This window comes from Pseudoxanthomonas sp. 68-E7 (assembly GCF_057773145.1).
On record NZ_JBYMTI010000009.1, the window covers coordinates 31328 to 44940 of the forward strand.

A 13613-nucleotide genomic window follows, 5' to 3' on the forward strand; every position below is an offset into this window, starting at 1 on the left:
GGATTGATGAACGCTATCGAACCTTCTCCCGAGCACGAACTCCAGGCCGCCCGCCGCGCCATCGATGGCGCGCTCAGCCGGGATCGTGGACGACTGCATGGATTGTGGTCGCGCTGGCAGTCCCGCCCGCGTGACGTTGCCGCGCGCGAGGCCTTTGCCCAGGCGCTGGCCGGCTCGGTGTCGCGGCGCGAGGCGCGCGCGGCCTCGGTGCCGGAGGTGAGTCTGGACGAAGCCCTGCCGATCGCCCGTGAAGGGGAGCGCATCGTCGAATTGATCCGCCGCCATCCGGTGGTGGTCATCGCCGGCGAAACCGGCTCGGGCAAGACCACCCAGTTGCCCAAGCTGTGCCTGGCGGCCGGGCGCGGCGTGGCCGGCATGATCGGCTGCACCCAGCCGCGCCGGATCGCCGCGCGCGCGGTGGCCCGGCGGGTGGCCGAGGAACTGAAGACCGGCATCGGCGACGCGGTCGGCTACCAGGTCCGCTTCACCGACCAGGTCGGCGACAACACCCGGGTCAAGTTCATGACCGACGGCATCCTGCTGGCCGAGATCGCCAGTGATCGCTGGCTGTCGGCCTACGACACCATCATCGTCGACGAGGCCCACGAGCGCAGCCTCAACATCGACTTCCTGCTCGGCTATCTCAAGCAGTTGTTGCGCAAGCGCCGCGACCTGAAGGTCATCGTCACTTCGGCCACCATCGACACCGAGCGTTTCGCCCGCCATTTCGAGGACGCGCCGGTGATCAGCGTGGAGGGGCGGACCTACCCGGTGGAGGTGCGCTACCGTCCGCTCGAAGGCGAGGGCGAGCAGCAGGGCGAGCGCACCGTCAACGACGCCATCGTGGCGGCGGTGGACGAGATCACCCGCCAGGACCCGCGTGGCGACGTGCTGATGTTCCTGCCGGGCGAGCGCGAGATCCGCGATGCGCACCAGGCGCTGGAGCGCCGCAAGTACCGCGAGACCGAGGTGCTGCCGTTGTATGCGCGCCTGTCCGCGCGGGATCAGGACCGGGTGTTCAGTCCCGGCCCGAAGCGCCGGCTGGTGCTGGCGACCAACGTGGCCGAAACCTCGCTGACCGTGCCGCGCATCCGCTACGTGGTCGATCCGGGCTACGCGCGGGTCAAGCGCTACAGCCCCCGCCAGAAGCTGGATCGCCTGCACATCGAGCCGATCTCGCAGGCCAGCGCCAACCAGCGCAAGGGCCGCTGCGGGCGCATCGCCGAAGGCATCTGCTATCGCCTGTATGGCGAGGCCGACTTCCAGGCCCGCGCGGAATTCACCGATCCGGAAATCCGGCGTTCCAGCCTGGCCGGGGTGATCCTGCGGATGCTGCAGCTGGGGCTGGGACGGATCGAGGATTTCCCGTTCCTGGAACCACCGGACGAGCGCGCCATCGCCGATGGCTGGCAGCAGCTGACCGAACTGGGCGCGGTGGACAAGGATCGCAAGCTCACCACCATCGGCCGGCAGATGGCGCGCCTGCCGGTGGACGTGAAGCTGGCACGCATGCTGGTGGCGGCCCAGCAGCACCGCTGCCTGCGCGAGATGATCATCATCGCGGCGTTCCTCGGCATCCAGGATCCGCGCGAGCGGCCGCCGGAAGCGCGCGAAGCCGCCGACAACGCGCATGCCGTGTTCGCCGACACCCGTTCGGAGTTCCTCGGCATCGTCAAACTCTGGGATGCCTATCGGCAGGCCCACGAGGATCTCACCCAGTCCAAGCTGCGCGACTGGTGCGAGCGCCATTTCCTCGGCTTCCTGCGCATGCGCGAATGGCGCGAGCTGCACCGCCAGCTGCTGTTGCTGTGCGAGGAGCTGGGGTGGACGCTGGAACCCTCGCCCGCGCCCAATGCCGACACCGTTCCGCGCAAGGCACCGCAGCGCGCGCGAAGGGGCACCGGAGCGAGCGCGATCACGGTCACCACGGATGCGGAAAGCGTCACCGACAAGCAGCGCCAGGCCGCCTACGTCGCCCTGCATCGCGCGCTGATCGCCGGGCTGCCGACCCAGGTCGGGCATCGCGGCGAAAAGGGCGACTTCCAGGCGCCGCGCCAGCGCCGCTTCCAGATCTTCCCGGGCTCGGCGCTGGCGAAGAAACCGCCGCCATGGGTGCTCAGCGCCACCCTGCTCGACACCCAACGCGTGTGGGGCCTGACTAACGCGGCGATTGAGCCGGACTGGGTCATCGCCGAAGTCCCGCACCTGCTGATGCGCAAGCACTTCGATCCGCACTGGTCGCGCGCGCAGGGCCATGTGCTGGCATCGGAGCAGATTAGCCTGTTCGGACTGGTGCTGGCGCCGAAGAAACCGGTTCACTACGGCCGCATCGCGCCGGTGGAGGCGCACGACATCTTCGTGCGCCAGGCGCTGGTGACCGGCGAGATCAACACCCGCGCCGGCTTCATTGCCGACAACCTGAAGACCCTGGAACAGGCGCGCGAAGAAGAAGCCAAGCTGCGCCGGGCCGGCATCGTCGCCGACGAGGACTGGCAGGCGCGCTGGTATCTGGACCGGATTCCGCCGGACATCCACTCCGCCGCTGGCCTGGACGCATGGTGGAAGGGGCAGTCGCCGGAGGCGCGCCGCCGCCTGGCCTGGACGCTGGCGGATCTGTTGCCGGGCGAAGGCAGCGAGGAGGATCGTTTCCCGAGGTATTTCGCCCTGGGCGACGCACGGCTGCCGCTGCATTACCGTTTCGAACCGGGCGCCGCCGACGACGGCGTGACCCTGGAGGTGCCGTTGCACCTGCTCAACGCCCTGGACCCGGCGCGGCTGTCGTGGCTCGCGCCGGGCTTCATCGGCGACAAGGCGTCGGGACTGATCCGCAGCCTGCCCAAGGCGATGCGGCGCAATTACGTGCCGGCGCCGGACTTCGGGCGTGCGTTCTTCGAAGCCCATCCGCAACCCACCGCCGACGACATCCGCGGCGAGCTGGCGCGGTTCCTGTCGCGTGCGACCGGCGCGGCGGTGACCGCGCTGGATTTCGACGAATCCGCGCTGGAGCCGCACCTGCGCATGAACCTGCGCCTGCGAGAGGATCCGCGCAAGGGGGGCGAGGGGCGCGTGTTGGCCGAATCGCGGGATCTGGATGAGTTGCGCGCGCGCTTCGGCGAGCGCGCCGGCCAGGCGTTCGCGGCGCGGGCCGGGCGGGCGATGGCGGCAAGCGGGCTGCGCGAGTTCCCGGCCCAGCCGATTCCCCTGCAGGTACCGGGGGAAGCGGGCGTTCCCGCGTTCCCGGCGCTGCGCGACGACGGCGACAGCGTCGCCCTGCAGGTGTTCGCCGACCGTGCCGAGGCCGAGACGGCCCATCCGGGCGGCGTGCGGCGCCTGCTCGAGATCGCCCTGGTCGATCGTGTCCGCCAGGCACGCAAGCAACTTCCCGTGTCGCCGAAAGTGGGGCTGCTCTACGCCGCCATCGAGCGTTTTGGCGAAGGCGACAAGGCGGGTGAAAAGGAACGGCTGCGGGCGGACATTGTCGGCGCGGCGCTCAATGCGGTGCTGGCCGACGGGCTGGAAGGCATCCGTGACCGCGCCACATTCGAGCAGCGGCGCGAGGAAGCCGGCCGCAACCTGTTTGGTGAAGCGATGGAACGGCTGAAGCTGGCCGAGTCCATCCTTTCGGCCGTGGCCGAGCTCAAGCCGCACCTGGAGTCGTCGTTGATGGGCTGGGCGCGCGGCAACCTCGACGATCTGCGTGCACAGCTGGAGGGCCTGGTGCATCCGGGTTTCCTGCGCGATACCCCCGCATCCGCACTGGCCGACCTGCCGCGCTATCTCAAGGCCATGCGCCTGCGCGCCGAGCGCGCCCTGCGGGATCCAACCCGCGATCAGGCGCGCATGCTCGAGATCAAACCATTCGCCGATGCGCTGGAAGACGCGGCGCGGCTGGGCGTGGCGCGACAACCCGGCTGGCAGGCGTTGCGCTGGGAACTGGAGGAACTGCGCGTTTCGGTGTTCGCGCAGGAACTGGGGGCACGCGGCGGAATTTCACCGAAGAAGCTGGCCCAGCGCCTCCAGGCCTTGCGTGGTTAGCAGCACACAACCGGTGGGCATGAACGGAATGCGCGGTGAGGCTGTTCGCCGGCCGTGCGTGCGGGTAACGTACTGACATCCCGCCCTCAGGATCCGATCGTGTTCCCCGTCCCGCGCGAAGCTTTGCTGGAACTGCTGCAACGGCCCTCGGCCGCGGTGCTTCCAGTGGCATCGCGGGAACTCGTCGCCATGCGCATCGCGGCCTGGCCCGAGCCGGAACTGCCGTTGCAGGATCCACCGACGGTGCTGGCCGACACGCTGGAAACGCTGGTGGCGCTGTCCGCCGATGGCGAGGTGATCGCCGCGGCCTGGCTGTTCGCGTTGCCCTCTCCGGAACCCGCACCGGGCGGCAAGCCCGCCGTGCTGCCCGCGGGCATCGTCGATCTGCTGGAGGGACAGCAGGCGGCCGCGCAAGTGTGGGCACTGCACGCCGAACAGCATCGCGGCGCGAACAATGAAGGATTGCGCCGCCTGCTGCTGGCGATCGTGCGCGATCTGCGTGTCGTTCCGATCCTGCTGGCGCGGCAGCTGGCGCGGATGCGCAACGCCGGCTTGCTGGAAGAATCGCAACGGCGCGCGCTGGCGCGCCTGACCCGCGACATTCATGCACCGCTGGCCAACCGGCTCGGCATCTGGCAATTGAAGTGGGAGCTGGAGGATCTGGCGTTCCGCTACCTGGAACCCGACACCTACCGGCAGATCGCCGCGCAGCTGGACGAGAAGCGCGTCGGGCGCGAGCGCTACATCGAAGCGGTCAAGGCGACCTTGCGCCTGGAACTGGCGGGGCACGGCATCGCGGCTGAAATCAGCGGCCGCCCGAAGCACATCTACAGCATCTGGCGGAAGATGCAGCGCAAGCAGGTCTCGTTCGACGAACTCTATGATCTGCGCGCGGTGCGGGTGACCGTCGACGACATCGCGGCCTGCTACGCCGCGCTGGGCGTGGTGCATGCGCTATGGGCGCCGGTACCGAGCGAGTTCGACGACTACATCGCCCGGCCCAAGGCCAACGACTACCGCTCCCTGCACACCGCCGTGGTCGGCCCGGAAGGACGCACGCTGGAAGTGCAGATCCGGACCCACGAGATGCATGCCCAGGCCGAACTGGGCGTGGCCGCGCACTGGCGCTACAAGGAAGGCGGCGGCGATCGCGCTTTCGATCGCAAGATCGCCTGGATGCGACGCCTGCTGGACCAGTCCCAGGAGGGCGGCGAAGGCGCCGGGCTGGCCGGCGATCTGGATTCGGAACTGGTCGAGGATCGGGTCTACGTCCTGACGCCGAAGGGCGAAGTCATCGACCTGCCGCATGGCGGCACCGTGCTGGATTTCGCCTACCACGTGCACACGATGGTCGGCCACCGCACCCGCGGGGCCAAGGTCAACGGCCGCATCGTGCCGCTGAACCATGCCCTGCGCAGTGGCGATCGGGTCGAGATCATGACCTCCAAGACCGGCGAGCCACGCCGCGACTGGCTGCTGCCAGCCAATGGCTTCCTGGCTTCCGGCCGCTCGCGCGACAAGGTGCGCGCGTGGTTCCACAAGCTCGATCGCGCACGCAACCTGCAGGCCGGCCGGGAGTTGCTGGAAAAGGAACTCAAGCGCCTCGGCCTGCACCACGCGGATCTTTCCGGCGTGGCGAAGAAGTTCCACGCCGAGAACGTGGAGGAACTGCACATCCAGGTCGCGTTGGGCGATGTCGGGCCCAATCAGGTCGTGCGCGCGCTGCACGAGGAACAGCGCGCCGCCGCGCAGCCGGCCACGCCGTCGTCGCTGCCACTGCGCAAGCCGGGCGGACGCAAACCGGCGCCGCCCTCCAAGTCCCGTTTCACCGTCGAAGGCGTGGGCAACCTGCTGGTGCAGTTGGCCCGCTGCTGCCAACCGGTGCCGGGCGAGGCGATCAGCGGCTACCTGACCCGTGGCCGGGGCGTAAGCGTGCACCGGACCGATTGCACCGCCTTCCAGCGCCTGGCCGCGGCCAACCCGCAGCGCGTGCTGCCGGTGGAGTGGGGCCAGACCGGGGGCGGCTACGAGGTGGACGTGCAGGTGCGGGCGATCGATCGCAAGTGGCTGCTCAAGGACATCACCACCCTGATCGCGCAGGAAGACGCCCACGTGCTGGGCATCAACAGCGACCAGGCCGGCGCCAGCGGCCGGGTGCACCTGCGCCTGCGGCTGAAGGTCGCCGACTTCGGCCAGTTGTCGACTCTGCTGGGTAAACTGGATGCGCTGCCGGGGGTCGAGGAAGCGCGACGTTCAGCCTGAGTGGTTATGCTGGGCCGGTGATGCCCGAGCACAACCACGAGCAGCCCCGCCAGGACGGCCGTATCGAGCCGATCGCCGACTGGGAACACCTGCGTTTCCGCAACGAGCCCGGGCCGCCGCGCCACGGTCCGCCATTGTGGCGGGCACGACGGACCTGGCGTTGGGGCGCCCTGGTCGTGGTGGCGTTGGTGATCCTGCTGACCGTGTTCCGGCAACCGCTGGCGAACCTGTTCTGGCCGGATACCCGCATCCAGCAATTGCTCGACCAGGGTCATGCCGCATTGCGCTCCGATCGGTTGAGCGCGCCCGACGGCACCGGCGCGCGCCAGTATTTCGAGGCGGCGCAGGCGCTGGACGGCGACCGCGCGGAAGCGCGCGACGGGTTGGCGCAGGTGGCCAGGGCCGCGCTGGAGCAGGCCCGACGCGCGACCGCCCGCGATGATTTCACCGCCGCGCACGCGGCGCTGGCGCTGGCCAACGAATTGCAGGTGCCGCGCGCCGAGGCCGCCGCGGTGACCGAACAGCTGCGCCAGCGTGAAGCCGCCGACGCCGGCATCGAATCGCTGCTGCGCCAGGCCCGGACCGCACAGGCGGCGGGTCATCTCGATGGCGATCCCGCCGCCGCTTTGCCGCTGTTCCAGCGCGTGCTGGCGCTGCAGCCGAACCGCATCGAGGCACTGGAGGCGCGCGAGGACATCCTCAGCGACCTGCTGCAACAGGCCGACACGATGATGGCGCGAGGAGATCTCGCCGCGGGAGGAAGCCTGATAGCCCAGGTTCGCGGCTACGACGGCGGGCACGTGGATCTGCCGGCCGCGCAGGCGGGACTGGCGCGCGCGATCGATCAGCGCCTCAAGCGGGCCGATGCCGATCTGCGCCGCCGACGGTTGGCCAGCGCAGCGGAAGGCTATCGGGTGGTGCAGTCCGCCGCGGGCGAGGACGCCCGCGCACGGCAGGGCATCGAACGGGTGGCGACCGCACTCGCGGAAGCCGCCCGACGCCAGGCCGGCGACTACCATTTCGAACAGGCCGAAGCCGCGCTGGCGCGGGCGCGGGAACTGTCGCCGCAGTTGCCGGCGGTTCGCGAGGCATCGCAGTACCTGGAGCGGGTTCGCGCGTCCCATGCCAACCTGCCGCCGTCGCTGCCACCGCGTGAAAGGCAGCGGCGGATGGAAAGCCTGCTGGCCGGCATGGCGCAGGCCGAGGCACGCGGCGACTGGATGACGCCGCCGGGCGAAAGCGCCTATGACAGGCTGCGCGCGGCGCAGGCGCTGGCGCCGGATGACCCGCGTGTCCGGCGTGCCGCGAGCCGCGTGCTGGCGGCGGCGCAGCAATGTTTTGAACAGGAATGGCGCGGCAACCGGGTACGCCGCGCGCAGTCGTGCCTGTCGGCCTGGCAGACCATCCGTCCGGGTGACCCGGCGCTGGTGGAAGCGCGCCGGCGCATGGCGCAGAAATGGATCGCGGTGGGTGATGAGCGCCTGGGCGCCGGCGATGTCGTTTTCGCCGCGCAGGCGCTGGACGAAGCGCGCGGCATTGACGGACGCGCGCCCGGACTGGCGGATTTCGCCGAGCGGGTCAGGCTGGCGCGGCAGGCGCAGCGCTAGCGGGTTGTCGCAGCACCTGTTCCGCGATTGCCTCCAGGCGCGCCGCAAGCGCAGGCCAGCTGTAGCCTTCGACGGATTCAGGACCCAGGTCGAGGCCTTGCTCCAGCCTGTTGGCCGACTTCAATTCGATTGCCTGATCGAACCAGCGCTGCAACGAAGGCAAAGAGCCATCACTGACCCATCCGCGCCGCAGGCTGGCGATGAGTTCGGCGCTGGTGTCGTGCTGGCGGGCGATGTGCAGGATGGGCCGGCCCGAACCCAGGTATTCGTAGAGCTTTCCGGGTACCTGCCCAGGATCATCGTTGGCGATGTTGATGAGCACGTCGGCGGATCCTTGCAGTTGAAGAATACGTCGATGCGGGAGGAAGCCGAACAGCCGAACCTGCCCCGGCAGCGCTTCCGCGGCTCGCAGCAATGATTCCGGAACGGTGACCGAAGCAATGTTGAGCCTCGCCCCGGGATGCGCGGCAATCGCGGCCACCAGATCGTCCGGCTTGCGGAAGTGATAGAAGCTGCCGGTGTAGAGCAATTCCAGGCGACGGGGATCGAACGGAGTATCCGTGGGGGGGGGCGCCGATCCCGATGCATGGCCCTGGGAGATGACAGTGACGCCGGATCGCGGGCCGTGGCGGTTCGCAAGCAGGCCGGCGGCACCGGAATGGGTGACGATGAGGTGATCGGCCCCGCGGCATGTTTCGCGTTCCACCCGGAGTGCACGGGCATGCCAGCGTGCGGGTGTATAGGGCGCCAGCACGGGATCTCCGAGGTCCGCGATCCAGCGGTATCCCCTTGCCTTGGCAATCAACCCCAGTTCCAGCGATGTCGCCGGTTCGTGGGAACTGATGACGATGTCAGGATGGAATTCCTCCAGGCACCGGATGAGCGCCCGCCTGGCCCAGGGAAACCATTCACCGCGCACATCCGGAAACACGAAGCGGGCGGCGAAGCCCTGCGCGGCTTCCGAGAGCGATTGTTTCCAACTGCGAGGCGGGCGCAACGGCGAAACGGCCGCGGCGTGCCCGTTGTCTGTCGACGCGGGTGCGGGACGTGACTGCCTGCGATCACGCAGGTGGGCCAGCAGTCCCCGCACGGGACCGGCGAAGGTGCGATGCGTTTCCAGGGCAGGCGGAAGTTCCGGCAAGCCGGGCGTTTCGCCGCCCAGATGGATGGTCAGGACCTTGACCCGATGGCCGCGTGCCACCAGTTCGCGCGCCAGGTATGCCCAGCGAAGCGATTGGGGCGAAGGACTTGGCGGGAACTCGTAGGCGATCAGGAGAAATCGCATGTCATCGTTTTTCTTTCATTGACGCGGTGGATGGGTGGAAGAAGGGAACGTGCGCAGGATGGCCGGCATCATCGCTTCCTCGGAAAAATGGCGCGCCACGCTGGCCAGCGCGTTCAGGGACATGCGTTCCCACAGATCCTGGTCCGCGTGGAGCCGTTCGATTGCGGCGGCAAAACCGGACTCGTCATCCGCTAGCAGTACGTCGTTTCCATCGCTCAGGTACATGGCCTCGGCGGCGCACGATGTCGCTACCGTCGGCAGTCCGTGCGCCATGTACTGGTTGATCTTGCCCTTGACTCCGGCTCCGAATCGCAGCGGCGCCACGCCAACGCGGCATTTTCCGAGCAATGGTGAAAGATCCGGTACATGGCCGTGCACGTGCACGCAGGCCGGCAAGTCCAGGCCCGCCAGCGCTTCCTGCAGGCCCGCGCCCACCAGATGGATGTCGATCTCAGGTTCCGTGCCGCGTGACAACCGCGGCAGGATGCCGGAAACCAGCCACCGGACCGCGTCGGCATTCGGCGGATGCCGTCCGCCACCCACGAACAGCACGCCCTGCCGCTGCGCGAATGCGCATACCTGCGAGCTGGGACGGTGGATGTTGGAAACGACTTCAATCCTTGCAGCGGGCACCAGCTCCGCCAGGAGCTGGCGCTCCACCTCGCTGACCACCCAGGTGACGTCGGCGTTCCTGATCTGGCAAAGCTCCTGCTTCCGGGTTGCGCGTGCCAGGCGCGCCAGTGCGGGCTTGCCCAGCAGTTCCGCCTCCCGGCCTTCGCGCAGGAAATGCAGATCGACCGTGTCGAGAACCAGGCGGGTCGATGATGCGTGTTGTCGCAACAACGGGAACCAGTAGCGGGCCAGGTGATACCTGCACACCAGCGCGCCGGCGTACGGCGCGGAACGCAGCAGGCGGCGCGCGGGAGAGATTGCCCAGCGCCGTCCCAGGACGCGGACGCCCATTGCACGCAGCGCATCGGCATCGGGACCATGTTCCTGCCCGTCCTCTGGAAGGAAATCGACCTCCAGCCCCGCCTGCCTCAGGAGGCGCAGGATACCGAGCATGCGCACGGAGCCCGAGTCGCGGTCCGGGCGCGGCAGGCTTCCGTCAATCACCAGCAGGCGGTCCCGCGGGTCGAGTGTCTGCGCGAACGGCGGTTCCGGCGGCAACCGATGGACGGATGGTGCGACAGTGGAGTCCACTCCCAGTCTGCCTGCCAGCCCACCGAACCCCCGGGATGCCAGCACCAGGCGCATGCGATGCAGCCTGGAAAGCAGGCGATGCCAATGGAAAGCCGTCAATGGGAACATGGGTAGCTGGGTGGACACTGAATTCGCGGGCGTTCGGGGCCCTTGGGTTTGCCGGGACTGCGCTAGACTGCCCGGAATTCCCATTGTCGCATCCCCGTGGCCCATACCGACTACGACGACGAAGACGATTACGAGTACGACGAGGACGACACCGAAGGCCGCCCGGTCTGGCGCCAGCGGCTGATCACCTGGGGCCTAGCAGCGCTGGGCCTGGGGCTGGGATTCCTGATTCCGTATACGTTGTACCTGAACCACCAGGTCACCCAGCGATTCGGGGAACTGCGCTGGCAGGTACCCACGCGTGTCTATGCGCGCCCGCTGGCGCTGTCGCCGGGCGTGGCGATGGATGCCCAGACCCTGAACACCGAACTGGCCGCCGCGTCCTACCGCGAGGACGGCACCGGCAAGTTGCCGGGCACCTATGCCCGCGAAGGCGGTCGCTTCACCATCTCCAGCCGCGGCTATGTCGACGTCGATGGACAGGTGGCGCCGCGCCGGGTCCAGGTCAGCCTGTCCGGTGGCCGGGTCGCCGGGGTACGCGACGTCGATCGCCGGCAGAACCTGAAGGCGGCGCGGCTGGATCCGGCACGCATCGCCACCCTGTACGGACAGAAGCAGGAAGAACGCCGGCTGGTCCGGCTGAAGGAAGTCCCGCTGCTGCTGGTGACCGGCCTGCAGGCGGTCGAGGATCGCGACTTCAAGGATCACCACGGCATCGATCTGAGCGGCATCGCGCGCGCGGTCTGGGTGACCCTGCGTTCCGGCGGCGAGACCCGCCAGGGCGCCAGCACGTTGACCCAGCAATTGGCCCGCAGCGGCCTGCTGGGCATCGGCAAGGAAGTCACGCCCTCGCGCAAGTTCAATGAAATCCTGTTCGCGCTGATCCTGGAGGCGCGCTACGACAAGAGCACGATCCTGGAGGCCTATTTCAACCAGGTATATCTCGGCCAGCGTGGCAGCCAGGCCATCCACGGCGTTGCCGCGGGCGCCGAGTTCTGGTTCGGCCGGGATCTGAATTCGCTGACCACCGAACAGGTCGCGCTGCTGATCGGCATGGTGAAGGGACCTTCCTATTACGATCCGCGCCGCAACCCGGAGCGGGCGAAGGGGCGTCGCGATTTCGTGCTGGGCAAGCTGCTGGAAACGCAGCTCATCGACGAGAAGGAATACAAGCGCGCGCTGGCCGCGCCGCTGGGCGTCACCCAGACTCCCGGCATGGCGGCGGCCAACCGTTTCCCCGCCTATGTGGACCTGGTCCGCCGGCAACTGGCGCGCGACTATCCGGAAAGCGCGCTGCAGGGCGCCGGCCTGAGCGTGTTGACCGGCATGTCGCCCTCCGCGCAGGCTTACGCCGAAGGCGCGGTCACCCGCACGATCAAGGCGCTGGAGAACAAACGCCGGCCGCCGCTGCAGGCCGGCGTGGTGGTGACCGACGTGCATGACGGCGACGTGTTGGCGGTGGTGGGAAGCCGCGATGTGTCGCAGCCGGGTTTCAATCGCGCGGTGGAAGCGCAGCGCCCGGTCGGTTCGCTGCTCAAGCCGTTCGTATACCTGCTCGCGCTTGCACAACCGGATACCTATTCGCTGGCCAGTTGGGTCGATGATTCGCCGGTCACCGTGCAACTGGGGCGCAACCGGCGCTGGACGCCGGGCAACGCGGACAACCGCAGCCACGGCACCGTGCGCCTGATCGATGCGCTCGCGCGCTCGTACAACCAGGCCACCGTGCGCATCGGCATGAAGGTGGAGCCGGAACGGCTGGCCGAACTGCTGCGCGTGCTGGCCGGCGTCAAGGCCGACGCCAATCCGGCGCTCATCCTCGGTTCGACCGATCAGAGCCCCTATGCGATTGCGCAGCTGTACCAGTTCCTCGCCTCGGGTGGCGAAATCCAGCCGTTGCACGCGGTGCGCGGCGTGCTGGATCCCAACGGCAAGCTGCTCAAGCGCTACGACAAGACACCCGCGCCCGCGCAGGAAGGTGATTCCATCGCCGCCAACCTGATCAGCGTGGCGCTGCAGGAAGTGGTGAGCAACGGTACCGGCCGGCGACTGCTCGGCGACGGCCTGGGTCGCTTGCAGTCGGCCGGCAAGACCGGCACCAGCAACGATGGCCGTGACAGCTGGTACGCCGGCTATACCGGCGATCACCTCGCGGTGGTCTGGATGGGCAACGACAAGAACGAACAGACCGGCCTGCAGGGCGCCACCGGCGGCATGCGGGTGTGGTCGAACCTGTTCGCGCGCCTGCCCAGCGCGCCGCTCAACGTGTCCGGCAAGGGCCTGGACTGGCAATGGGTGGTGGGTTCCAACACCACCGATCCCGGCTGCCCCGGCGCGCGCCAGTTGCCGTTCGTGGCCGGCTTCGCGCCCGCCTACAGCGCCTGCGTGATCGAAACCCCGATGCCGGAAGAAGAAAGCGGCGGCTGGCGCAGCTGGTTCGGCCTGGATCGGAAACCCGACGAGGCGCCTGCCGCCGAAGACACTCCCCCACCCGCATCACCGCCATGAAGATGAAGTTGTTGTTCCCCCGCACCACCGTCCTGGTCATCGCCATGTTTTCATTGGCCGCCTGCGTCACCGCGCCACCGGAACCCGAAGCACCCGCAGTCGCCGTGCGCACGCCGGCGCAGATGCTGGCGGCAGTGCACAAGGCCGCGCAGGGCGGCGATGATCGCGAGCTCAACGTCCAGCCGCTGCGCGATCCGGAGGTCGAGGATCTGCGCGCGACCGCGGACAAGGCCATGACGGCGGGCAATCCCGCCGCCGCCGCCGCCGCGCTGGACCTGGCGCTGGGCATCGTCGCCGACGATCCGGCGGTGCTGCAGGAACGCGCCGAAGTCGCGCTCGCACAGGGCGAGCCCGACCAGGCCGAGCAGTTCGCCGCGCGCGCGACCGGGCTGGGTTCCGCGGTCGGTCCGTTGTGCCGGCGGCATTGGGAGACCGTGCGCCAGGTGCGCGAGCGTCGCCGCGAACTGGCGTCGGCGCCGCTGAAGCGGCCCAACCAGGCACAACTGGACGAACAGGCGGCGAAGCTGGCCGCGCTGGATCGCGCCATTGCCGAAGCCGGCCAGCAGTTCGACGCCTGCACGGTACCCGGCATCAATAGAATGTAG

7 protein-coding genes are annotated in these 13613 nt (G+C 68.7%); 5 read left to right on the forward strand and 2 right to left on the reverse strand.

What is annotated here, in order from left to right; translation table 11 throughout:
• The first annotated feature begins 6 nt into the window (after positions 1 to 6).
• The 3 genes from hrpA to AC3DE2_RS19010 all read left to right on the forward strand — a co-directional run bounded on the left by hrpA (position 7) and on the right by AC3DE2_RS19010 (position 7904).
• Entirely contained in the window at positions 7 to 4035 is a 4029-nt protein-coding gene (gene hrpA, locus AC3DE2_RS19000) for an ATP-dependent RNA helicase HrpA (protein ID WP_488427414.1), read from the forward strand.
• A gap of 99 nt (positions 4036 to 4134) precedes the next feature.
• Positions 4135 to 6297, forward strand: a complete 2163-nt coding sequence (locus tag AC3DE2_RS19005; protein WP_295382553.1) for a bifunctional (p)ppGpp synthetase/guanosine-3',5'-bis(diphosphate) 3'-pyrophosphohydrolase — start codon at positions 4135 to 4137, stop codon at positions 6295 to 6297.
• Between the two features lie 20 nt (positions 6298 to 6317).
• Positions 6318 to 7904, forward strand: a complete 1587-nt coding sequence (locus AC3DE2_RS19010) for a hypothetical protein (protein WP_488427415.1) — start codon at positions 6318 to 6320, stop codon at positions 7902 to 7904.
• Here AC3DE2_RS19010 and AC3DE2_RS19015 read toward each other — a convergent pair.
• Positions 7876 to 9189, reverse strand: coding sequence for a glycosyltransferase (locus AC3DE2_RS19015; RefSeq protein ID WP_295382555.1), 1314 nt, complete (start codon positions 9187 to 9189; stop codon positions 7876 to 7878). The two genes, AC3DE2_RS19010 and AC3DE2_RS19015, sit on opposite strands and share 29 nt — an antisense overlap.
• A 15-nt stretch (positions 9190 to 9204) precedes the next feature.
• The gene (locus AC3DE2_RS19020; protein WP_488427416.1) at positions 9205 to 10392 is read right to left on the reverse strand and encodes a glycosyltransferase family 4 protein; all 1188 of its coding nucleotides are present in this window, start codon (positions 10390 to 10392) and stop codon (positions 9205 to 9207) included.
• 198 nt (positions 10393 to 10590) lie between these two features.
• Between AC3DE2_RS19020 and mrcB the strand changes: the two genes are divergently transcribed.
• Both mrcB and AC3DE2_RS19030 read left to right on the forward strand, forming a co-directional pair.
• Positions 10591 to 13008 (forward strand): penicillin-binding protein 1B, encoded by a 2418-nt coding sequence (gene mrcB, locus AC3DE2_RS19025; protein WP_488427485.1) that lies wholly within the window; start codon positions 10591 to 10593, stop codon positions 13006 to 13008.
• Positions 13005 to 13613 carry a hypothetical protein gene (locus AC3DE2_RS19030; protein ID WP_488427417.1) on the forward strand — a complete coding sequence of 203 codons (609 nt, stop codon included), beginning with the start codon at positions 13005 to 13007 and terminating at the stop codon, positions 13611 to 13613. Before mrcB ends, AC3DE2_RS19030 begins: the two co-directional genes overlap by 4 nt.

Excerpts from the sequence above, each read along its gene's own strand:
- AC3DE2_RS19010 (WP_488427415.1), top strand. The coding sequence starts at position 6,318 with ATGCCCGAGCACAACCACGAGCAGCCCCGCCAGGACGGCCGTATCGAG.
- AC3DE2_RS19015 (WP_295382555.1), bottom strand. The coding sequence starts at position 9,189 with ATGCGATTTCTCCTGATCGCCTACGAGTTCCCGCCAAGTCCTTCGCCC.
- hrpA (WP_488427414.1), top strand. The coding sequence starts at position 7 with ATGAACGCTATCGAACCTTCTCCCGAGCACGAACTCCAGGCCGCCCGC.
- AC3DE2_RS19030 (WP_488427417.1), top strand. The coding sequence starts at position 13,005 with ATGAAGATGAAGTTGTTGTTCCCCCGCACCACCGTCCTGGTCATCGCC.